Raw genomic sequence first — 21,012 nt, 5'->3', positions numbered from 1 at the left:
CGCGAGCCGTGCTCGCAGGTGAGAATGCCCGAGCCTTCTCACCCGCTTACAGGCACTCTCTACAGCCTAAAGCCGGTCACGCGACCGGCTTTTTTATGCGAACCGTTCCGGCCGGAAGCTCGCCAGCATCGGCTGCTTCTCGCCGGTCACTATCTCCTCCGCCAGCAGTTCGCCCGCAATCAGTGCCAGTGTGGCGCCAGAGTGGGTAAAGGCGACAAAGCAGCCGGGCACGCTCTTCAGCTCGCCGAACACCGGCTCGCCGTCGCCGGGGATCGGTTTTAACCCCAGCTTCCAGCTGGCGGCACGCAGCGGCTCGCCTTTCACTAACTGGCTCGCTTCGGCGGCGAGCTGCGCTACCACGCTCTCGTCAATGGCGTAGCTGCCATCGGCCTGCTGCTGAATATCCTCTTCATACCAGTCGTGATCCAGCGCGAAGGTGTGGCCCGGATTGGGGCGCATTGCCGCGCGCGGCGTGTTCAGCACCGCCTTCAGCCCGTGCGCGCCCGGCTCGGTGATCACCAGCATCGACACGGGGGAGCCATTGGGGATGGTGACGCCGAGCGGCGCGACCACGTCGGGCGTTGCCGGGCCGCAGGCGACCAGCACCGCGTCGGCGCGCAGCTGGTCCCCGCTCGCCAGCCTGACGCCGCTGGCGCGCGAGCCGTCGCGCAGCACCGCGCATTTTCCGGCGTGCTCGACGATCTCGCCGCCCAGCGCGCGCAGCTGCTGCGCCAGATACGCCACCAGGTGCGGCAAACTGACCCAGCCTTCGCCAGGATTAAAGATCGCCTCCTGCGCCAGCGCCGCGCCCTCGACCTGCGCGTCGGCCTGCGCCAGGCTGCTGCGCGTCACCAGCTGCGAGTCGTAGCCGTGCGCCTTCTCATAGGCATGGCGCGCGCGCGTGCCGCTCTGGTCATCCGCCGCCCAGAACAGGCCGCCGTCGAAGCGCAGCCAGTCGCGCGTCGGATCGGCGGCGAACAGCGTGCGGTAGCGGTCGATGCCCGCCATGCGCAGCGCGTGATAGGGCAGCGAGCGCTCGCCCGCCGAGTTGAGCCAGGAGAGCGAACGGCCGGAGGCGCCGGAGCAGAGCGCCGCCTCGGTCACCAGCGTGACCGCCGCGCCGCGCTTTGCCAGATGCAGCGCGCTGGAGACGCCCAGCACGCCGCCGCCCAGTACCACTACGCGGCGCAGATCTTCTAATGCCATAATTCAGTTCCTTGTTCAGTTCGAAAAGGGGAAGCGCCTACAGCACTTCCGACAGAAAACGTTGCAGGCGCGGCGACTGCGGCGCGTCAAACAGCTGGGCAGGCGGGCCCGCTTCGACAATTTCGCCTTCGTCCATAAACACTACCTGATCGGCGACCTTGCGCGCGAAGCCCATCTCATGGGTCACCACCACCATGGTCATGCCGCGCCGACAGAGATCGGCCATCAGCGTCAGCACCCCTTTCACCAGCTCGGGATCGAGCGCTGAGGTCGCCTCGTCAAACAGCATCACCTCGGGATCCATCGCCAGCGCGCGGGCGATCGCCACGCGCTGCTGCTGGCCGCCGGAGAGATCGCGCGGACGGTGATCGGCGCGCTGGCCTAAGCCCACCTCCTCAAGCCGCTGGCGCGCAATCGCCATCGCCTGCGCCTTTGGCAGGCCTTTCACCTTCCAGGGTGCCAGCGCCACGTTCTCCAGAGCGCTGTGGTCGGGAAAGAGGTTGAAGTGCTGGAACACCATGCCGATGCGCAGCCGCAGGGCGTCGGGCTTGTCCTGCAGCACCGAGCGTCCCGCCAGCAGCACGTCACCCGATTTGGGCTCATGCAGGCGGTTGATGCCGCGCAGCAGCGTCGATTTGCCGGAGCCGGACGGCCCGATAATGCAGGTGGTGCTGCCGGGCGCGATACGCAGCGACACGCCGCGCAGCACGTCGATCGGCCCATAGGAGAGCGACAGTTCGCGCAGCTCCAGGCTCGACCCTTTCCAGCCTGCCGCGGCGGGCGGCTCGCTCAGTTTCATTGCAACGCTCATGATTGCCCCCGATTGCCGGTTAAGGGTTGTGCGGTCAGCGCGCCCGCGGGGCGCTTTTGCACTTCTTCGACCTCTTTCAGGCCGCTCTGCGGCGCGGTGAGGCGTCGGCGGCCGGTGCGATAGCGCACGTCGATCACGTTCACCGCGTGAGTCAGCGGCACGGTGATGATCAGGTAGAACAGCCCGGCCAGCATCAGCGGCGACAGGTTGCCGCTCAGCACCGCCGCGTCCTGACCGACGCGGAACAGCTCGCGCTGGCCGGTCATCAGGCCGAGCAGGTAGACCAGCGAGGAGTCTTTGATAATGGCGATAAACTGGTTAACGATGGCGGGCAGCACGCGGCGGATGCCCTGCGGGATCACTACCTGGCGCATGGCGCGGCTGTAGCTCATGCCGAGCGCGCGGCACGCCTCCATCTGTCCGCGCTCAACGCTCTGGATCCCGGCGCGAAAAATCTCGCCCATATAGGCGCTGGCGATCAGGCTGAGGGCGAAGATGCCGAGCGGATAGGGTGTCGGGCCAAACAGCTGATAGCTGAAGCGCGCCAGGCCCTGGCCAATCAGCAGGATGGTCAGAATCGACGGCAGGCCGCGAAACAGATCGGTGTAGATGCGCGCCGGCAGCCGCAGCCAGCGCGACGGCGAAATGCCCATCAGCGCCAGCAGCAGGCCGAACAGGGTGCCGAGCAGCGTCGAGGCGATCGAGATGATCAGGGTGTTGACCAGCCCGGTCGCCAGCAGCTGCGGCAGCACCTCCTTCATTGAGGCGAAGTCAAAGAAGGTGCGGGAAAGCATTGTCAGAAGATCCATCGCCGTACTCCACGGGTACGCGTGACGGGCGCGCCGTCACTAAGAAGAAGCTGAACGCTTAGCGCTCACGCACTACTGGCCGCCAGGCAGATACTGCTCTGGCATCGGCGAGCCGGGAAACCACTTCTGATAGAGCTGCTTCCAGGTGCCGTCCTGCATGGCGGCCTTGATGGCGCTGTCGAGCGCGGCCTTGAACGCCGGTTTGTTTTTGGCGAAGGCGACGCCCGCCGGGGCGTCGAAAGACGGAATATCGGCGGCGGAGATCAGCTTGAAGCGCGCGGCGTAGCTTTTGGCGGCTTCGTAGTCGAGGAAGACCGCATCCAGCGTGCCGTTGTTGAGCGCCGAGACGGCGGCGTTATTGTCGGGAAAGCGCACCAGGTCGGTCTGGGTGAAGTGCTGTGCCGCGTAGCTCTCCTGCAGCGTGCCCTGAATCACTCCCAGGCGGCGCTTCGCCAGCGTCTCGACGTTCTTCACGCCGCTGTCGCTGCGCGTCAGCACCGTCAGGTAGCCCGCCAGATAGCCGGTGGAGAAGTCCACGGTCTTCTCGCGCGCCGGGGTAATGCCGATGGCGGCGACGGCGGCGTCAAACTGACCGTTGGCGACGGCGGGCAGGATGGCGGAGAAATCCTGTCCGACGAAATCGACCTGATCGATGCCCATGCGGTGCGCCACGTTTTTAAAGAACTCCACGTCGAAGCCGGTGAACTGGCCGCTGGCGTCGGTGAAGGTATAGGGTTTGGAGTCGCCCACGCTGGCGATGCGCAGGTGGCCAGGCTCCAGCAGGCCGTAAGGGTTGTCGCTGCTGGCCGCCAGCGTACTGAAGGAGAACGAACAGAGTGCGATTGCGGCGCCGCACAGGGCGCTCAGGTGAATTGGCGATTTCATAGCTCATCCGTTTTTGCAGGTTAAACATCAGAGACGGTCGAGCCGGTAATAATCGTGTTTTGAGACCGGTCTCAACACAGGTGACGACAAGAGAACAGTTGTTGTGAGACCGGTCTCAAGGCGATACAATGAGTTTAAGCACAGCCTTTTTTCGACGTCAATCTCTCTGTCATCAACCTGTGATTCGAATTAATTATGACCAACCAGAAAGCACGCATTAAAGCGCCCACCGTCGCCGACGTCGCCCGGGCGGCCAGCGTATCGAAAGCGCAGGCGGCCAGGGCGCTCGGCGGCTACGGCGCCGTCAGTGAAGAGGTGCAGACGCGCGTTAACCAGGCGGCGGCAGCGCTGGGCTACCGGCCCAACGAGGTGGCGCGCACCATGAACACCGGCCGCTCCAACACCATCGGCGTGATTGTCGGCGATATCGAAAACCCGCACTTCGGGCTGGCGCTGCGCGGCATGGCTGACGTGGCGCGCCAGGCGGGCTTTCATCTGCTGCTGGGCAACAGCGACGAGAAGCTGCAGGCTGAACAGGATGCGGTGCGCGTGATGCTGGAGAAGCGGGTCGACGGCATCATCGTCGCGCCCAGCCACTCGGCGCGCGAAAAAAATGGTCATCTGCTGCAGGTGCTGGAAGAGGGACGCGCGCTCCGGCTGTTCGATCGTGCGGTCGTCGGCCTCGATGTCGAGGCGATCTGCTGCGATTTCACCGCCGTGGCGCGGGAGGCGACGCAGCGGCTGCTGGCGGCCGGGCACGAGCGCATCGCCTATATCACCAGCATGGAGCTGGATGGCGCCTGGCGCGACGCCGCAGATTTTGGCCTGACGCCGGTGGCGCAGCGCGTCGGTGGTATCATCGACGCCTTTGCCGCGGCCGGTCGGGACTACGATACCTCGCTGATCCAGGCGAACGCCGGCGACGACGCGGAGATTGCGCGCATCGTCGCGTCGCTGTGGCAGCGTGCTGCGCCGCCGACCGCGATTATCGCCTCGGACAGCCTGGTGGCCATGTCGCTGCTGCGCGCCGTGGCGCAGCGCGGTCTGCGCATCCCGCAGGATCTCTCCTTCATCATGTACGACAACTTCCCCTGGAGCGAAATCGTCGCGCCGCCGCTGACGGTAGTGGCGCAGCCGGTCTACGAGATGGGGCGCGAGGCGGCGCGCCGCCTGATTGCCGATATTCGCGGCGAGCGCGTCGGCCCGCTGCCCGCTTTCGGCGCCGAGCTTATCCTGCGGCACTCTATCGCCGCGCCCGCTCAGTCGCTGACGCGCGGCGCCCGCGCCAGCAGCTGACCAATCTGCCGCACGCCCGCCCTAAGCTGCGCGCCGCTGGTATTGCCGTAGCCCAGCACCAGCCCGCGCCGCGGACTCTCCTCCGCGCAGTAGCTGGAGAGCGCGGCGGGCGCGTAGCCCGCCTGCCACAGCTGCGCCGCCAGCGCGACGTCGTCAATCTCGTCCGCCAGCCGCAGCACCAGATGCATGCCGCACTCGCCGCCCAGCAGCGCAACCTGCTCGCCCAGCGTCTCCTGCAGCGCCTGCCGCAGCGTCTGCTGCCGCTGCCGGTAAAGCCGACGCATCTTGCTGAGATGCCGCGTGAAGTCGCCGCTGGCGATAAAGGCGGCCAGCGCCTGCTGCTCAAGGCGATTGCCGCCGCGCAGCAGCTCGTGCAGCGCCGGACGCAGCGACGATGTCAGCGTTGCAGGCAGCACCATAAAACCCAGCCGCAGCGCTGGAAACAGCGTCTTGCTGAAGGAGCCGATATAGATCACCGGCGCGCCAGGCGTCATCCCCTGCATTGCGCCGATCGGCTCACCGACGTAGCGAAAATCGCCGTCGTAGTCATCCTCGATAATCCACGCCTGATGCGCCTGCGCCTGGGCGAGCAGCGCCAGCCTGCGCGCCGCGCTCATCACCGCGCCGGTCGGATACTGGTGGGTCGGCGAGCAGAAGATCAGGCGCGGCGGGGCGCTCTGCCACAGCCGATCGTCGGGCGCTAATCCCTGTTCGTCCACCGCCACCGCCTGCACGCGCAGGTTGCCCGCGAGCATGGCCGCTTTCGCGCCGCGATAGCCGGGATCTTCTACCCAGCCGGTATCGCCGGGGTTGCTGAGCAGGGTGACGCAGAGCGACAGCGCCTGCTGCGCGCCCTCGGTCATCACGATTTGCTGCGGCTGGCAGCGCACGCCGCGCGTCAGGCTGAGATGCTGCGCCAGCGCTTCACGCAGCGCCATCTCGCCCAGCGGATCGCCATAGCCCAGCAGCCGCTGCGGCGTGTCGTTCAGCACGCGATTCAGGGCGCGACGCCAGGCGGCGAAGGGAAAGTGCGTCAGCGCGGGCACCCCGGCGCGCAGCGGCATCTCTGCGCGGCTGTAGCGATGGCCGGATCGCAGCATCGCCACGCGCTCGGCCACCGGCGCCTGGCTGCTGATGTCGGCGGCGGCCGGTGCGGGCAGCGCAATCGGGCTGACGCGGCTGCCCCGGCGATCGCTAACCAGGTAGCCTTCCGCCTGCAGCTGCGCCCAGGCGTTTATCACCGTATTGCGCGACACCTGCAGATCCTGCGCCAGCTGGCGCGTCGCGGGCAGGCGCGTGCCCGCCGGCAGCTGGCCTGCGAGAATGGCGCGCTTTACGCGCTGGCAGAGCTGCTGCTGCAGGGTTTCGCCGCCGCGCAGCGCGAGCGGGGCGGCGAGCAGCCTGGCGGGTGAGGTCGAACGGGCGTCGGGCATGTGTGGATCCATCATTCTCTCTGGTCGTGGCGCTTTTTAGCCTACCAGAAAAGCGGCACGCTCAGGTGACCAAAACAAGGAGATGCTATGTCACACACCACCAATGAATATGGCCAGTCGGTTGGCCAGCCGCTAACGGACTGGCAGCCGCGCCCGCTGCCGCAGCGCGAAACGCTGGAGGGGCGCTACTGTCGTCTTGAGCCGTTAAGCGTGGCGCAGCACGGCGACGCGCTGCGCGCCGCTTATGCGCTGGCGCCGGATGGCCGCGACTGGACCTATCTGTTCGCCGGTCCCTTTGCCGACGAGGCGGAGTGGCTCCGCTATGCGCAGCAGATGGAAAGCAGCCGCGATCCGCTGCACTTCGCGGTGATCGATCTGGAGAGTGGGCGGGCGGTGGGCACGCTGGCGCTGATGCGCATCGCGCCCGAGCACGGCGTCATTGAGGTCGGGCACGTCGCCTTTTCGCCGCTGCTGAAGCGCACGCGCCAGGCGACCGAGGCGCACTTTCTGCTGATGCGCTACGCCTTCGAACAGCTCGGCTACCGCCGCTACGAGTGGAAGTGTGACAGCCTGAACGCGCCGTCGCGCCGCGCCGCTGCCCGGCTCGGTTTTCAGTATGAGGGGGCGTTCCGTCAGGCGATCGTCTATCGCGGCCGCACGCGCGATACCCACTGGTTCTCGATCGTCGACAGCGAATGGCCGCAGGTGAAGCAGGGTTTCACGCGCTGGCTGGCGGCGGATAACTTCGGGGCCGAAGGGCAGCAGCGCGAAACGCTGGAGGCGCTGCGCCAGCGCCCCTGAGCTAGCTCTGCGGCACGATGCGGATATCCACCATGCCGATACCCAGCCGACGCGGATCCTGGCCGGTAATATTGCCCACATTGCTCTGCTGCGGCTCCGGCGGCGCGATGGTCAGCGTATGCTCGCCCGCCGGATTGGTGAAGTGCAGGGTGGTGGTGGAGAGATCCTCGCCCAGCGTCAGCAGCTGTTCCCGATCGCCGACACGCACCGGAATCGGACGGTGCGCGTTGGGCCCGAAGGCGCGCGCGGTGATCACCAAATCAAAGCGCGCGGGCAGCGGATCGACATATTCAATCTTCACCTCTGGCGCCAGGTTGGCGTTGGACCAGCGGCCCCAGTTTTCCCAGCGTGAGATGCCGCTGAAGCGCTTCACGCTGGCGGGCGCGCCCGGCACCGCGAACAGAAAGCGGTCGGCGTCGTAGCGGATGTCATTGTCCTCGACGCGCAGCAGGTTTTCGTTACGCTGGTAGGTGGCCGCACTCAGGGTCTGCTGCGGGAACCGCGCCTGACCTTTCCACTGTGCCTTGTCGATGCGCGCAACGCTCGGCTGGCCGCCGAGCTGCCCCATCGCCACGCAGAAATCGGTGGAGAGCGCCAGCTCCGGCTGCCACAGCCGCGCCATACGGAAGCAGCGATCGACCCAGACGAACTTCTCGCTGGTGGTAAAGTCCGCCAGCTGGTAGCGCAGCGGCGCGGCATATTCCCCTTCCGGCAGCGGTTCGACGTGGTTCTCGGCGACGCGGAACAGGATCGGCAGCCGGAACGTCGCGCCGGAAAAGCTAAAGCTGTTTTTCGCCGTATCGACAACGAAGCGATCGAGCTTTTTCGGGAAGTTCCACAGCTGAATAATATCCGCCTTCCAGCGGCTGATATGGCTCTGAAAATCGGTGAACTGCCCGGCCAGCGTCGCGCCCGCAAGGCTGCTGCGGCCGAGGCCGATCGCCTTATCGCCGCCGAGGATATCGAGCACCGTCGCGCCGTTATCCAGCGTGCTGCGCGGCTGGTCGATCACCTCCGCCTGCGGCCGATCGCCGCGGATCACCATAAAAAGATCGCGGCGCGGCTGCTTGATCAAATAGTGATGGGCGGTGTTGTTCATCGCCAGATGATCCGACGTCACCACAATTACGGTGTTTTTAAAGTAAGGCGACGCCTTGATGCGGGCGATCAGCCGCGCCACGTGCTCCTGCGAGCAGGTCACCGCGCTGAACGACTGGTTGGGCTTGCCCTCGTAGCTGTAGCTTTTGCGCTGGCAGCTGCGCGACACGAAACCGTCGGGATGGTGCGTATCCACGGTCAGCGCAAACAGGGCGAAGCGTTTCTGCTGGCGCGACAGCGCCTCATACTTCTCAAACACCTCATCCATCACCGTGTCGTCGTAGTAGCCCCAGTTATTGCGGTAGGCGGGATCGGCGACGCGATCTTTCAGCTCCTGCGATCCCACCATGTTAGCGGCATCGAAACCGTGCGATTTCAGAAAGATATCTTTGCCCGCAAAGCGCAGGTCCGCGCCCTGAATAAACCAGTTCTCATAGCCGGAATTTTTCAGAATATCGCCGAGGCAGACGTTTTGCGGGTAGAAGCTGGAGAGCGCGGCGGAGGCGTTGCCGTCGAAGGGCGCGAACAGCGGAATGCCGCACTGCGAGGCGACCATGCCCGCGATGGTGTAGTCGGTGCCGGGCAGCTGCACGGTTTCGCTGAAATCCAGGCTCTGCGCCTTTTGCTGGCCCAGCTCTGGCGTCAGGCCAGGGAAAACCTGCTCGTTGAAGTAGGTGCGTTCTAAACTTTCGCCGTAGATATAGACCAGATTGAGCTGCGGGTTGTTGATGACCTTCTGCGGCACCTTGTAGTAGCTGTCGAAGTCGGAGTCCGCCAGCCGGGTGTGCGAGGCGACCAGACTGGCGACCTGGCGAAACGCGGGCGTGGTCTGTACCGATCCGGCGGCGCAGGCCACCGCCAGCAGGCTCCAGCCGAGATGGTGCGGCCGCTCGTGGCGGCGCAGCAGCCAGCTCAGCAGGCAGATCAGCAGAAAGAGCAGCAGCAGCAGCCCGATGGCGGGCACCACATATTTACTGACGCCCGCGCCGGTCAGGCTGTTGGTCAGGGTATAGAGCACCGCATCGTTGATGCCGTCGCCGGTGAAGTAGTTGCTGGCGAAGAGCGTGGCGTTGAGCAGGACGAACAGCACCAGCAGAAGCAGCACAAAGGAAAACCAGAGCTTATGGCGGCCAGCTTTCCACGAGTAAACGACAATGGCCGCCAGAAAGAGCGCCACTGAAACAGATTCGGACAACGTCAAATCCTCTCTTGAAGTGAATGAGCGCTTCCTGCGCAGCCCGCGATGAGCATAGACAAACTGGCGTCAATCTATAATGGCTGTCATAGCGCTGCAACCTGTGCCGTCCGAATTGTGCAGTGGATAATCTTTCAGAGAGAAAAGCAGGCGACGGCCGCGCAGGCCGTCGCTGATAGCGGAGAAAAATGGCGGGAAATCAAAGCCGACCGGTAAGGTACTGCGCTTCGCCGTCGGCGAAGCTCCAGTCGCCTTTGTCGTTGGTAATAAAGCTAATCATCAGATCCTGGCCCTGCACGCCGCTGCTTTCGCGCAGCTCGCGCGCCAGCTCCGCCATAAAGCGCTGTTTCTGTTCGGCGCTGCGCGGGCTGGTGTAGACCCGCACCATCACCAGGTTATCGCTGCGGCTAAAGCCGAGGCCGGTATCCTGGAAGATCATCTGGTATGCCTTGTTTTCGTGAACAATCTGGTAGCGGTCGCGCTCCGGCACCTGAAAGGCGGTCAGCACCGCGCGGTGCGCCGCGTCCAGCAGCGTGCGCAGTTCAGATTCGGAACGTCCCTGGATTACATCGAATTGCAGTAGCGGCATCTCTTTCTCCTGTTAAGGGCGTCAATTAGATAGGCTGTAGGCTGGCTGACAGGGTGCTGATGCGGGTAAGATGGCCCCCATACTGGCGCTGTCAGCGCGCTGCTGTGACCCTTATCCTGACCTGGTGAGCGGGAAAGAAAAAGCGCCCCTGCTGAATTGATTATTCAATATAGTGAACAATACGTGATGACAGAGATAAAAACAGGTGCGCTCTGGATCCATTTGCACTGGCTGCTGGTGCTGGCGGAGCAGGGCAGCTTTACCCGCGCGGCGGAGCGGCTCGAGGTGAGCAAGGCGGCGATGAGCCAAAAGATTAAAGAGCTGGAAAAGGCGGCGGGCACCCCGCTGGTGCAGCGCACCACGCGCAGCGTCCGGCTGACAGCGGCGGGCGAAAAGCTGGTAGAGGAGCTGCGCGACCCCTTCGCCCGTATTGAGCAGAGCTTCTTCGGCGTGCGCGACGCCGCCGGGCCGGTGCGCGGGCTGGTGAGGGTCACTGCGCCGGTGGCGTTCGCGCGCCAGCAGCTGGTGCCGATCGTTGGGGATTTCCTGCGCGCCTGGCCGCATATCCGGCTACAGCTCGACGTCACGGATCGCCTCGTTTCGCTCAGCAGCGAAGGGTTCGATCTGGCGATACGCCACAGCAGCGCGCTGCCGGACACCCACGTCGCGCTGCCGCTGTGCCAGACGCGCACGCTGCTGGTGGCCTCGCCGGACTATCTGGCGGCGCACGGCGCGCCGCAGACGCCGCACCAGCTGGCGCAGCACAACTGCTTATACTATCCGCGCGGCGTGGAAACCCCGCGCTGGACCTTTGTCGACGCGGCGCAGGAGCGGGTGCAGGTGAGCGTGCAGGGCAGTTTCGCCACCAACAACAGCGAGTCGATACGCGATGCGGCGCTACAGGGGCTGGGCATCGCCATGCTGCCGGACTTTAGCGCCCGCGAGGCGCTCGCCTGCGGCGCCCTGCGGCAGGTGCTGCCGCATTGGCAAGCCGTGGAGGCCTTTGCGGAGAGGCTCTGGATCGTCAGGCCATACGCCGCGCAGGTGCCGCGTGCGGTCACCACCTTTACCCACTGGCTACGCGCGCGCTTTGTCGACGCCTGACGGCAGCGCCAGCGTCGGGCGCGCCGGCGCCTGCATCATCTCGCCCAGCAGGCTGGCGCGGTTGTAGAGACCGATGCGCAGGTTAAAGTCGAGGTGCAGCCGCTCGTCGCCGCTCAGGCAAATGACCGGCGGCGGGGTTTGCGGCCGCTGACGGAACAGCACCGAACAGGCGAAGGCGTCGCTGTTGCCGGCGTGCAGCTGCTGATAAAGCCAGGCGTTGGCGTCCGCTTTGCGTAAGTGGAAATTGACGCGGCGATACTCTTTTACCGCCACCTGCTGCGCCAGCGACAGCACCGCCTGCGCCGGGTGATGAATTTTCTGCACGATAAGCGGATAGTCGTCGCGCTTCTTTAAATCGTTAATATAGTTCTGCACGCCGAGATTTTTAATCGGCGCCAGCTGCTTCAGCCATTCGCGAATAAAGGCGTTGCCCGGGGCGGCGGCGATAAACCAGCCTTCGATAACCGGCGACAGGAAATTAAGCGTGCTGTTCTCGCGGTAATAGCCAATAACGTCCATCGGCTTATCCTGCTGAACCTGGTGCACCCAGTCGAGTTTCTCAAATAACAGCGTGCCGCCGTCGATGCCGATGCCGCCGAAGCGGTGCAGCAGCTCCAGCCGGATAATTTCGCTTTTATGCGCAGGGGTCAGATCGGCGGAGATAAACGTCATCTCCGGCAGCCACTGCGCCAGCGTGCGCTGCGTCACCAGATGCAGCGTATGGTCGGGATTATCCTGGCGCAGCTGATTGATATTCAGGCGCAGTGACGGCGGCAGCTGGTCGTCGAGCCAGACCATCCAGATGGTCTTCGGGATCGCCTCAGGCGCTTTCTCGGCGGAGAGGATCACCAGATTCTCCTCCTGGCTGGCGTCATATTCCGGCGCGGAAAGGGCGCCGTGTTTTTTTTTCTGCCACAGCATTTGACTGCTGAAAGAGACGCGTTTCCAGCTGCGCCAGAGGGCGTGGGCAGGATGTTGACGGTATGGATTCATGAGGCACCTGTTATTGTGATTATTGCGGCGGAAGTTTCCCCTGTGAGGCGTAGCGCAGCGCGCGCATTTATCTCCTCACGACTCTGTATAAAATCGCTTCATCAGTTTAATAAAGCATTATTTATATGCGCGCTACGACTTTTGCTGAATTTCAGATAATCCGGAAAGCGGCGGGCTAAATTGTCAGTTATCGCCTTACCGTCTGCCTTATATTTAAAAGAGATGATTTGTCTCTTTATTTATCGCCGCGCCTGAAGATAATCCTGGTTTTTATCTCCCCACTCCAGAAATAACAGGGGATAGTTGACGATTTCACTGCGCCTGGGGATTGGGGCGCGTGTTTAGCCGCGCTGATGTATCCATCCGGGGAGGGTGGCATAACCGCCGTTGTCTACGCTTAAGGAAGGCTTACTGAGAAAAGGAGTCGCTATGTCTGAACCTACCCGTGGACTACTGGCGGTCGATAAACAGGGCAATCGCGTGCTGTTTCTCGATCCTGAGACCTTTGCCGTCGAGCGCGAGCTCAACGCTTTTCCGCAGCGTCCGCATGAGCTGCTGATGCTGCCCGCGTGGCAAAAAGCCTATGTGCCGATCTACGGCGACGGCGCGCACGGTGATAATCCCCATCCGGGCCACAAGGTGGCGGTGATCGATCTGGCGCAGCGCGAAATCAGCGGCTTTATCGATCTTTCGCCGCTGCGCGCGCCGCACAGCGGCCAGCTGGGGCGCGACGGCAAGGTCTATCTCTGCTGTGAAAGCAGCGCAGCGGTGGCGGTGATCGATCCGGCAACCGACCGCGTGGAAAAAACCATTCCCGTTCCTTCGCACAATGCTCACCGCCTGACGCTCTCGCCCAGCGGCCGCAAGCTGTTTACTGAAAATGAAGAGGACGCCAGCATTACCGTGGTGGATCTGTGCGAAGCGGAAGGGCGGGTGATCGATACGATCCTGCTGCCAGGGCCTGTCGCCGGCATCGCGGCGTCACCGAAGCATCCCTATCTGGTGGCCAGCGCGGCGGATGCGCCTTATCTCTACGTTATCGACCGCCAGAGCCACCGCGTGCGCCAGCGGCTGGCGCTGCCGGGGCACCAGCAACCCTGTCAGGTGGTGCGGTTCAGCGCCAACGGCGAGCGGCTGGTGACAATTGGCGATGGCGAGCCTGTCATCACGCTGTTCGACGATCTGCTTAATCCGCTGGGCGATATCCCGGTAGGAAACAAACCCATGGATGGCTGTTTTAGCCCCGATAACCAGCAGCTACTGATCGCCAACGAAGGCGACGGCACGTTAAGCGTGGTCGATCTGGCGCAGCGTCGCGTTATCGCCACGCCGCGCGTTGGCACCGGCTGCGAGGTGCTGAGCTTCTTCGAGCGGGTCAGATAAAAGGACGGTGATAGATCGCAGAACTCCAGTGGCGGCTGCTGGCGTGCTTTTCCGCCTGCCAGCCGCGCCTGCGCAGCTCGCGCGCGATCATTTTATTCATCAGGCCATGGCCGAGCAGCAGTACCGTCCCCTGCTCCGACAGCGTAATAAGCCGATCGGCGGCGCGCGCGGCGCGCTCGCGCGCCCGCAGCAGCGACTCGCTTTCGCCTGCATAGCCGCACAGCCACAGCATGCGCAGCAGCGCCAGCCAGAGCACGGCTGGCATTTCAAGGCGACGCGAGGCGATCAGCGGAACCGAGATTTCACTGAACAGCGCATCAACGTGGAGCGGCTGCAAACCGAGACGCATCAGCGAAGAGCGCGCGCGCGGCAGCGGGCTGCAGACGATCACCGACGCCTGACGTGCGATGGTCAGGCTGCGATCGGGCGGCATATCGCACACCGGCGCCCTGTCATACGCCTCGCACCAGTCAGCCAGCCCCTGGGCGCTGAGCCGACCGGCGGCGCGATGGTCGGGTTTGCCGTGTCGCATCAAGATAATGGTCATAGGGCTCCTGCTTCGTTCTGCTCTAAGCCTAATGCAAAGCGGCGTAATGTTAAAACCTCACTTAACCTGGCGAAACGGGAAGGGTGTCATCCTCTCGTCATCTTTCCAGGCGATAACCCTATCCGCTGTGCTGCAACAGGTTGCGGCCAGGTATTATTAAGGGAAAATGTTAAGTGTCAAATGGCACTGTTTAAGTTATGCCCTTCTTTTTTTTATTAACTAATTGTATTCTCAAGTTAAATTGGTATTCATCCCTTGCTTGTCTGTATGATTTTTAACAGTTATGGCTAAATTTACTTGATTTATCTACGCGCGTAGATAAACTGGCCCGCAGTGATTACTCGCGGCGGACGATGCGAGAAAGGCCCAGTAGCTTTAGTGCTTCGCCTGTTTTAAACGACCGGTGCTTAACATCGGCAGAGCAGGCAAAGTCAGAGATTCCAACACCAGGGAATCCTTAACTGAACGCAACAAGGGTTAGCCAACCAGTACATCGCCACCCGGGGAGTTCTGATTGCTATCAAAGAACCGTCCCACGGAAGGGCGTTCACGATCACTAACACAGGGAAATGGTATGACGGCACCACACTCCGTTGAGCGCGATCCCACGCGCTTGCACTCCGCCGCCGATGAGCGGCTGAACACCTCTTCCGGGCGCAAAGATTTCTGGCGCGCCACCTTATCCTGCTGGCTCGGCACGGCGATGGAGTATGCGGATTTCGCACTCTATGGCCTGGCGGCGGGCATTATCTTCGGCGATGTTTTTTTCCCTCAGGCGACGCCTGCGATGGCGCTGCTCTCCAGCTTCGCCACCTGGTCGGTCGGCTTTATCGCGCGCCCTGTCGGCGCGGTGCTGTTCGGCTGGATCGGCGATCGCAAAGGGCGAAAAACGGTCATGGTCATCACCATTATTCTGATGGGGGCCTCCACGACCTTGATCGGCCTGATCCCCAGCTACGCCACTATCGGCGTCTGGGCGCCCGCCTGTCTGGTGCTGCTGCGTTTTACTCAGGGGCTGGGCGCTGGCGCAGAGCTTTCCGGCGGCACGGTGATGCTGGGCGAATATGCGCCGGTCGAGCGGCGCGGGCTGGTCTCGTCGGTGATTGCTTTAGGCTCCAACAGCGGCACGCTGCTCGCCGCGCTGGTGTGGCTCGCGGTGGTGCAGATGGATCAGGAAAGCCTGCTGGCCTGGGGATGGCGTATTCCGTTCCTCAGCAGCGTGCTGATCGCGCTGGTGGCGCTCTGGATCCGTCGCCATCTGCGCGAAACCCCGGTGTTCGAGCGCAGAAAGCAGGAGCTGGAAGCGGAACGCGCCGCGGCACGCGACGCACAGCCGGTGGCGGACACGCGCGGATTCTGGACGCGCACGCGCGCTTTCTGGACGCTGGTCGGTCTGCGTATCGGCGAGAACGGTCCTTCCTATCTGGCGCAGGGCTTTATGGTCGGCTATGTGGCGAAGGTGCTGATGGTTGATAAATCCGTGCCGACCACGGCGGTCTTTATCGCCTCGGTGCTGGGCTTTGCGGTGATCCCGCTGGCGGGCTGGCTTTCGGATCGCTTCGGCCGCCGCATCACCTATCGCGGCTTTTGCCTGCTGCTGATGTGCTACGCCTGGCCCGCCTTTTATCTGCTCGACAGCCGCGAACCGGCCATCGTGATTTCGGTGATTGTGGTCGGCATGGCGCTGGCGTCGCTCGGCATCTATGGAGTACAGGCCGCGTGGGGCGTAGAGCTGTTCGGCGTCAAACATCGCTACACTAAAATGGCGGTAGCCAAAGAGCTGGGCTCAATTCTGTCGGGCGGCACCGCGCCGCTGCTGGCGGCGGCGATGCTCTCCTGGAGCGGTCACTGGTGGCCGATAGCGGTCTACTTCTCCGCCATGGCGGCCATCGGTTTCTTCACCACCTTTGTGGCGCCAGAGACGCGAGGGCGCGATCTCAATCTGCCGGAAGATGCCATCTAGTGCGGCGCCGCTTCCCGCGCACCAACGAGCAGGCCGTGATGATTCACGGCCTTTTGTGTTTACATCGGGAGCTAAAAGCTTGAAACAGCCGTCAGGCAAAGTGACACGCAGCGACGTGGCGAAAATGGCCGGCACCTCGGTTGCGGTGGTCAGCTACGTGATCAACAACGGGCCGCGTCCGGTGGCGGAAAGCACGCGTCAGCGCGTGCTGGAGGCGATCCGGCTGACCGGCTATCGCCCCAACGGCGTGGCGCGTGCGCTGGCGTCGGGCAGCACCAAAACCTATGGGCTGATCGTGCCAAATATCGGCAACACCTTTGTCGCCTCTATGGCGCACGTTTTGCTGCAGGCCTCGCTGGACCATGGTCACGTGATGCTGCTCGGCGACGCGGGCGACGACCGCCAGCGCGAGCTGGAGCTGATCCACAGCCTGCTGAATCGGCAGGTTGACGGCCTGTTTTACAACAGCGTCGATCGCCATCCCTATATCGACGTGATTCAGGCCAGCGGCACGCCGTTTGTCATGCTGGATCGCGTTGAGCCGCAGCCCGGCGTCAGCATGCTGCGCGTCGATGAGCGTCAGGCGGCGTTTCAGGTCACCTCTCATCTGCTCAGCCACGGCTATCGACAGGTGGGCATCATCAGCGGCCCGCTGGAGATGCTCAACGCACAGGATCGTATTCAGGGCTGGCGTGATGCGATGGCGGCGCACGGAACGCCGGTCGATGAGGGGCTGATTTTTCCCGCCAGCTATACGCGGCAGGGCGGCTACGAGGCGGCACAGCGCATGCTGGCCGGTCCCGGCGTGCCGCGCGCGCTGTTTGCCAGCAACGAAGGGCAGGCGATCGGGGCGATCCGCGCTTTTTCCGAGCGCAATATTCGCGTGCCGCAGGATGTGGCGCTGGTCTGTTTCAACGGCACCGATCAGTCCGCCTTCCATGTGCCGACCTTAACCACCGTGCGCCAGCCGCTGCGGGATATGGCGCGCTGCGCCATCGCCATGCTGCAAAACTGGGACGGCGAGGCGAAGCTGCACGAGTTTCCGCACTACCTTGAAATTGGCGAATCCTGCGGCTGTAGGACGCACATTAAAACCAATACGACGACAACATGAAAAGAGTGATTATTGACTGCGATCCGGGCAACGGCATCCCCGGCGCCAACACCGATGATGGCCTGGCGCTTGCGCTGGCCCTTGCTTCACCTGCGCTGTCGGTGGAGCTGATCACCACCGTCGCAGGCAATACGCCGAGCAAGATCGGCGCACAGGTAACAAAAGATCTGCTGATGCGCCTCGGCTCGGCCATTCCGGTGGTGCAGGGCGCCGCTCAGGCGCTGAAAGAGGATCATGCGCCCTGGCGCGCGGCGCTCGATAACCGCGTGGAGCAGCTCGATATGGTCAGGCTATGGCAGGGCGTGCGCGCGCCAGAGCCGATGGCGGCGGACGGCTACGACGCGGCCGACGCTATCGGCAGGCTGGTTTGCGACAGCCCCGGCGAAATTACCCTGGTGGCGATTGGGCCGCTGACCAACGTGGCCCTGGCGCTGCAGCGCTATCCGGCGATGGCGGAAGCGGTCGCGGAGATTGTGGTGATGGGCGGCGTATTCGCGCTGGACGACTACATCAAAGATACCAATTTCGGTCTCGATCCCGAGGCGGCGCATCAGGTGCTGCACAGCGGCGCGGCTATCACGCTGGTGCCGATGGACGTCACCACGCAGACGCTGCTGACCCATCAGGATCTGGCGCGCATCACCGCCAGCGATCATCCGCTGTCACACTTTGTGCGCGACACGCTGCGTCCGTGGATTGATTACTCTATCCGCACCCGCCGTCTTGCTGGCAGCTGGATCCACGACGCGCTGGTGGTCGCCTGGCTGCTGAATCAGCGCGTGGCGAACGGCACCGACTACCGTGTGGATATTGAACTGCGTCCGGGCGCGACGCGCGGCAAAAGCTGGCGCTATCGCGAGCCGCTGCGCGTCGACGTCGGCATCCCCGCCAACAGCGGCGCGCTGGTTCATGTGCTGCACCACGTCGATAACGCGCTGCTGCTGACGATCCTCGAACAGGCTCTGACGCAGTTTAAACGCTAGTCTGCCAGGCGACCGCAGGGCGATTCCTCCTGCGTGACATGCGCCGTCACCCTTAGTTACATCCTGACGTCAGGGATGCCAGCATTTGAACGCGCTCGCGTTTGGCAAAGTGCTATAAACAAAACGTTAACAATATCGTAACCGCTTCGGCGGTTGCGCCTCTCTCTTTCGGACCTTTATCTGAATAGCCCTGACAGGATACGTGTATGTTTAACTGGACCCCGACCCAGCGGAATGTGGCGTTTGCCAGCTTCGCCAGCTGGACGCTGGACGCGTTTGACTTTTTTATACTGGTGTTTGTCTTAAGCGACCTCGCGCAATACTTTCACGCCTCGGTCTCAGAGGTGTCGGTGGCGATTATGCTGACGCTGGCGGTGCGCCCCATCGGCGCGCTGCTGTTTGGACGACTGGCAGAGAAATATGGCCGTCGGCCGATTCTGATGCTCAATATTGCGCTGTTTTCGCTGTTTGAGCTGCTCTCCGCCTGGTCGCCGAGCTTCAGCGCCTTTCTCGGCTTTCGTATTATTTACGGCGTGGCGATGGGCGGCATCTGGGGCGTCGCCTCGTCGCTGGCGATGGAGACCATTCCTGACCGCTCGCGCGGGCTGATGTCCGGCATCTTCCAGGCGGGCTATCCGTGCGGCTATCTGCTGGCCTCGGTGATCTTTGGGCTCTTTTTCGACGCGGTGGGCTGGCGCGGCATGTTCCTGATCGGCGCGCTGCCGATTTTGCTGCTGCCGTTTATCTACTTCAAGGTGCCGGAGTCGCCGGTCTGGCTGGCGGCGCGCGAGCGCCAGGAGAGCAGCGCGCTGCTGCCGATCATCCGCCAGAACGGGAAAATGTGTCTCTATCTGGTATTGCTGATGGCCTGCTTCAACTTCTTCAGCCACGGCACCCAGGATCTCTATCCCACCTTCCTGAAGGTGCAGCATCAGTTCGATGCGCACACCGTCAGCCTGATCGCTATCAGCTACAACATCGCGGCAATGCTGGGCGGCGTCTTCTTCGGCGCGCTGTCGGAGCGTATCGGGCGTAAAAAGGCGATTATGCTGGCATCGCTGCTGGCGCTGCCGGTGCTGCCGCTCTGGGCCTTCTCCAGCGGCTCCTGGGCGATTGGGCTGGGCGCGTTTCTGATGCAGTTTATGGTGCAGGGCGCGTGGGGCGTGGTGCCGACTTATCTTACCGAGCTGGTGCCCGCCAACGCGCGCGCAGTGCTGCCGGGCTTCGTCTATCAGCTGGGTAACCTGATCGCCTCGGTCAACGCCACGCTGCAGTCGCGCATCGCCGAGGCGCATAACGGCAACTACGGTCTGGGGATGGCCATCGTCGCCGGTACGGTGGCGGTGCTAATCTGCCTGTTTGTCGCCTTTGGCCGCGAAACGCGCGGCATCGAAATATCAGGCGCGGTGTCGAAGCCAACGCGCTAGCGCGCTTCGCACACGTCTACCCACTGCGCCTGCGTCAGCTCGGCAAGGCGCTGTGGCGAAATACGCACGGCGCTATGGACGGCGCCTGCGGCGGGAAGCACTTCGTCGAAGTGGCGCAGCGACGCGTCGCAGTACACCTTCAGGGGATTCTCCAGCCCGAACGGGCAGACGCCGCCGACCGGATGGCCGGTCCAGTTCACCACCTCATCGACGCTCAGCATGCGCGCCTTGGCGCCCAGCGCCGCTTTCAGCTTGCGGTTATCGAGCCGCGCATCGCCACGCGTAACGATCAGCACCACCTCGTCTTTGACTTTCAGCGACAGGGTTTTGGCGATCTGACCCGGCGCAACGCCGTGTACGCGCGCCGCCATCTCCACGGTAGCGGTGCTTTGCGACATCTCGATAATCTCGATATCAGGGGCGTGTTCAGCAAAAAACTGCCGTACCGACTCCAGGCTCATCTCTTTCTCCATGCAGGTCGAAGGCGTAAAAACTGCCACAAGGCGGAAAAAGTGTAAACGAGAGAAAAGGAGAAAGTGTGTCGGGAGACGGTTTTATACGCTGAGCGTGCAGTTGCCGCAGCGTTCGACGTCGGGAATGCGGTAGCGCTGGCAGCAGCTGCGTCTGACCATCTCGCCGCCGCGCGACAGCATAGTGCGGTAGAGCGGGTTGTCGCTGCCATCCTGCAGGCAGCTGGTGAAGAAGAGCGTCTGCTCAAGCTGCAGAATCGTCGCCTCATCCAGCAGGGTTTTCAGCTCGCCGAGGAACCAGTGAAAAGAGAAGCCCATATTGTTCCAGATCAGCCTGGCGTTGATGCCGCCATGCTGGGCGATAGCGTTCACCGCCGGGATCAGATGCTGCTGGATCAGGCGCTCAATGCGCTGCGCCGCGGTAAGGTAGCGCGCCTCTTCATCTTCGTGCGTCGCGATCCAGAAGGCGCAAGGGTGGCCATGCTCGTGGAACTCAACGTGGATATGCTGCGGCGAGCAGTCGAGCGCGCGCGATTCCGCCAGCAGCGCCAGCATCAGCGGCGGCAGCAGCAGGCCAAAATACCACTGCGCCCAGAGCGACTGAACCGGCTTCGCCTCCTGAACGGCGTCGGGATGCTGACGATAGAGATAGTCGCTGTAGCGCTGCGCCAGCGCAGGAAAATGTTCCGGGCGCGCCCATTCCGCCAGCGTGAGAGCCTCTGCGGGCGCGGCTTCATCAAGGTGGATGCTCTCCAGCATCCAGGCGTGCTGCTCGCGCATCAGATCGCGCAGGGCGCGCGCCAGCGGGCGATCGCCATGCATAAAAACAGGCTGAGCGTACTGAAAGCGTTGAGGTTGCTGCCTGATGTTCGCCATGCTGAATACACGCCCTGGAAACAGAGAAG

At 63.2% G+C, this 21,012-nt stretch carries 19 protein-coding genes; 8 read left to right on the top strand and 11 right to left on the bottom strand.

Going from position 1 to position 21,012, the window contains the following annotated elements:
* Positions 1–93 precede the first annotated feature (93 nt).
* The 4 genes from Q9R34_RS04895 to Q9R34_RS04880 all read right to left on the bottom strand — a co-directional run bounded on the left by Q9R34_RS04895 (position 94) and on the right by Q9R34_RS04880 (position 3,711).
* Positions 94–1,206: an NAD(P)/FAD-dependent oxidoreductase gene (locus Q9R34_RS04895; protein ID WP_485892596.1), complete on the bottom strand. Its 1,113-nt coding sequence runs from the start codon at positions 1,204–1,206 to the stop codon at positions 94–96.
* A gap of 37 nt (positions 1,207–1,243) precedes the next feature.
* Complete coding sequence (locus Q9R34_RS04890; protein ID WP_485892595.1) at positions 1,244–2,005, bottom strand: amino acid ABC transporter ATP-binding protein; 762 nt, start codon at positions 2,003–2,005, stop codon at positions 1,244–1,246.
* An 8-nt stretch (positions 2,006–2,013) separates the two neighbouring features.
* The gene (locus Q9R34_RS04885; RefSeq protein WP_434124381.1) at positions 2,014–2,826 is read right to left on the bottom strand and encodes an amino acid ABC transporter permease; all 813 of its coding nucleotides are present in this window, start codon (positions 2,824–2,826) and stop codon (positions 2,014–2,016) included.
* A 72-nt stretch (positions 2,827–2,898) separates the two neighbouring features.
* The gene (locus Q9R34_RS04880) at positions 2,899–3,711 is read right to left on the bottom strand and encodes an ABC transporter substrate-binding protein (protein ID WP_485892594.1); all 813 of its coding nucleotides are present in this window, start codon (positions 3,709–3,711) and stop codon (positions 2,899–2,901) included.
* Positions 3,712–3,906: 195 nt separating this feature from the next.
* Here Q9R34_RS04880 and Q9R34_RS04875 point away from each other — a divergent pair, with 195 nt between their 5' ends.
* Positions 3,907–5,007: a LacI family DNA-binding transcriptional regulator gene (locus Q9R34_RS04875; RefSeq protein WP_434124385.1), complete on the top strand. Its 1,101-nt coding sequence runs from the start codon at positions 3,907–3,909 to the stop codon at positions 5,005–5,007.
* Here the strand turns inward: Q9R34_RS04875 and pdxR are convergent.
* On the bottom strand, positions 4,971–6,440 hold the full coding sequence (gene pdxR, locus Q9R34_RS04870) for a MocR-like pyridoxine biosynthesis transcription factor PdxR (RefSeq protein ID WP_434124387.1): 1,470 nt from the start codon (positions 6,438–6,440) through the stop codon (positions 4,971–4,973). The two genes, Q9R34_RS04875 and pdxR, sit on opposite strands and share 37 nt — an antisense overlap.
* Before the next feature lie 87 nt (positions 6,441–6,527).
* Here pdxR and Q9R34_RS04865 point away from each other — a divergent pair, with 87 nt between their 5' ends.
* A complete protein-coding gene (locus tag Q9R34_RS04865) occupies positions 6,528–7,241 on the top strand; it encodes a GNAT family N-acetyltransferase (RefSeq protein WP_485892593.1) in 714 nt (237 codons plus the stop codon).
* Between the two features lies 1 nt (position 7,242).
* On the opposite strand, the gene opgB is transcribed toward Q9R34_RS04865, so the two are convergent.
* Together opgB and Q9R34_RS04855 are read right to left on the bottom strand one after the other, a co-directional pair.
* On the bottom strand, positions 7,243–9,534 hold the full coding sequence (opgB, locus tag Q9R34_RS04860; protein ID WP_434124390.1) for a phosphatidylglycerol--membrane-oligosaccharide glycerophosphotransferase: 2,292 nt from the start codon (positions 9,532–9,534) through the stop codon (positions 7,243–7,245).
* Between the two features lie 199 nt (positions 9,535–9,733).
* Positions 9,734–10,123, bottom strand: coding sequence for a tautomerase family protein (locus tag Q9R34_RS04855; protein WP_485892592.1), 390 nt, complete (start codon positions 10,121–10,123; stop codon positions 9,734–9,736).
* Between the two features lie 186 nt (positions 10,124–10,309).
* Here Q9R34_RS04855 and Q9R34_RS04850 point away from each other — a divergent pair, with 186 nt between their 5' ends.
* Positions 10,310–11,227: a LysR family transcriptional regulator gene (locus Q9R34_RS04850; protein WP_434124422.1), complete on the top strand. Its 918-nt coding sequence runs from the start codon at positions 10,310–10,312 to the stop codon at positions 11,225–11,227.
* Here Q9R34_RS04850 and Q9R34_RS04845 read toward each other — a convergent pair.
* Positions 11,201–12,220 carry a glycosyltransferase family 32 protein gene (locus Q9R34_RS04845; protein ID WP_485892591.1) on the bottom strand — a complete coding sequence of 340 codons (1,020 nt, stop codon included), beginning with the start codon at positions 12,218–12,220 and terminating at the stop codon, positions 11,201–11,203. The two genes, Q9R34_RS04850 and Q9R34_RS04845, sit on opposite strands and share 27 nt — an antisense overlap.
* A gap of 429 nt (positions 12,221–12,649) precedes the next feature.
* Between Q9R34_RS04845 and Q9R34_RS04840 the strand changes: the two genes are divergently transcribed.
* The gene (locus Q9R34_RS04840; protein WP_485892589.1) at positions 12,650–13,603 is read left to right on the top strand and encodes a WD40 repeat domain-containing protein; all 954 of its coding nucleotides are present in this window, start codon (positions 12,650–12,652) and stop codon (positions 13,601–13,603) included.
* Here Q9R34_RS04840 and Q9R34_RS04835 read toward each other — a convergent pair.
* Positions 13,596–14,150 carry a histidine phosphatase family protein gene (locus Q9R34_RS04835; protein WP_434124396.1) on the bottom strand — a complete coding sequence of 185 codons (555 nt, stop codon included), beginning with the start codon at positions 14,148–14,150 and terminating at the stop codon, positions 13,596–13,598. The genes Q9R34_RS04840 and Q9R34_RS04835 overlap by 8 nt on opposite strands.
* Positions 14,151–14,724: 574 nt before the next feature.
* Here Q9R34_RS04835 and Q9R34_RS04830 point away from each other — a divergent pair.
* From Q9R34_RS04830 to Q9R34_RS04815, 4 genes are all read left to right on the top strand, one after another.
* Entirely contained in the window at positions 14,725–16,113 is a 1,389-nt protein-coding gene (locus tag Q9R34_RS04830) for an MFS transporter (protein WP_485892588.1), read from the top strand.
* 124 nt (positions 16,114–16,237) lie between these two features.
* The gene (locus Q9R34_RS04825) at positions 16,238–17,227 is read left to right on the top strand and encodes a LacI family DNA-binding transcriptional regulator (RefSeq protein WP_434124424.1); all 990 of its coding nucleotides are present in this window, start codon (positions 16,238–16,240) and stop codon (positions 17,225–17,227) included.
* A complete protein-coding gene (locus Q9R34_RS04820; protein WP_485892587.1) occupies positions 17,224–18,210 on the top strand; it encodes a nucleoside hydrolase in 987 nt (328 codons plus the stop codon). Before Q9R34_RS04825 ends, Q9R34_RS04820 begins: the two co-directional genes overlap by 4 nt.
* Before the next feature lie 206 nt (positions 18,211–18,416).
* The gene (locus Q9R34_RS04815) at positions 18,417–19,637 is read left to right on the top strand and encodes an MFS transporter (protein WP_485892585.1); all 1,221 of its coding nucleotides are present in this window, start codon (positions 18,417–18,419) and stop codon (positions 19,635–19,637) included.
* On the opposite strand, the gene Q9R34_RS04810 is transcribed toward Q9R34_RS04815, so the two are convergent.
* Positions 19,634–20,098: a YbaK/EbsC family protein gene (locus Q9R34_RS04810; protein ID WP_485892584.1), complete on the bottom strand. Its 465-nt coding sequence runs from the start codon at positions 20,096–20,098 to the stop codon at positions 19,634–19,636. The two genes, Q9R34_RS04815 and Q9R34_RS04810, sit on opposite strands and share 4 nt — an antisense overlap.
* Before the next feature lie 93 nt (positions 20,099–20,191).
* Positions 20,192–20,983, bottom strand: coding sequence for a siderophore-iron reductase FhuF (gene fhuF, locus Q9R34_RS04805; RefSeq protein WP_485892583.1), 792 nt, complete (start codon positions 20,981–20,983; stop codon positions 20,192–20,194).
* Positions 20,984–21,012: the final 29 nt, after the last annotated feature.

It is taken from the genome of Enterobacter sp. BRE11 (assembly GCF_031844285.1).
Lineage (GTDB): Bacteria > Pseudomonadota > Gammaproteobacteria > Enterobacterales > Enterobacteriaceae > Pantoea.
The sequence above is the reverse complement of the archived record's forward strand: the minus strand, read 5'-3'. Positions and strand labels throughout refer to the sequence as shown.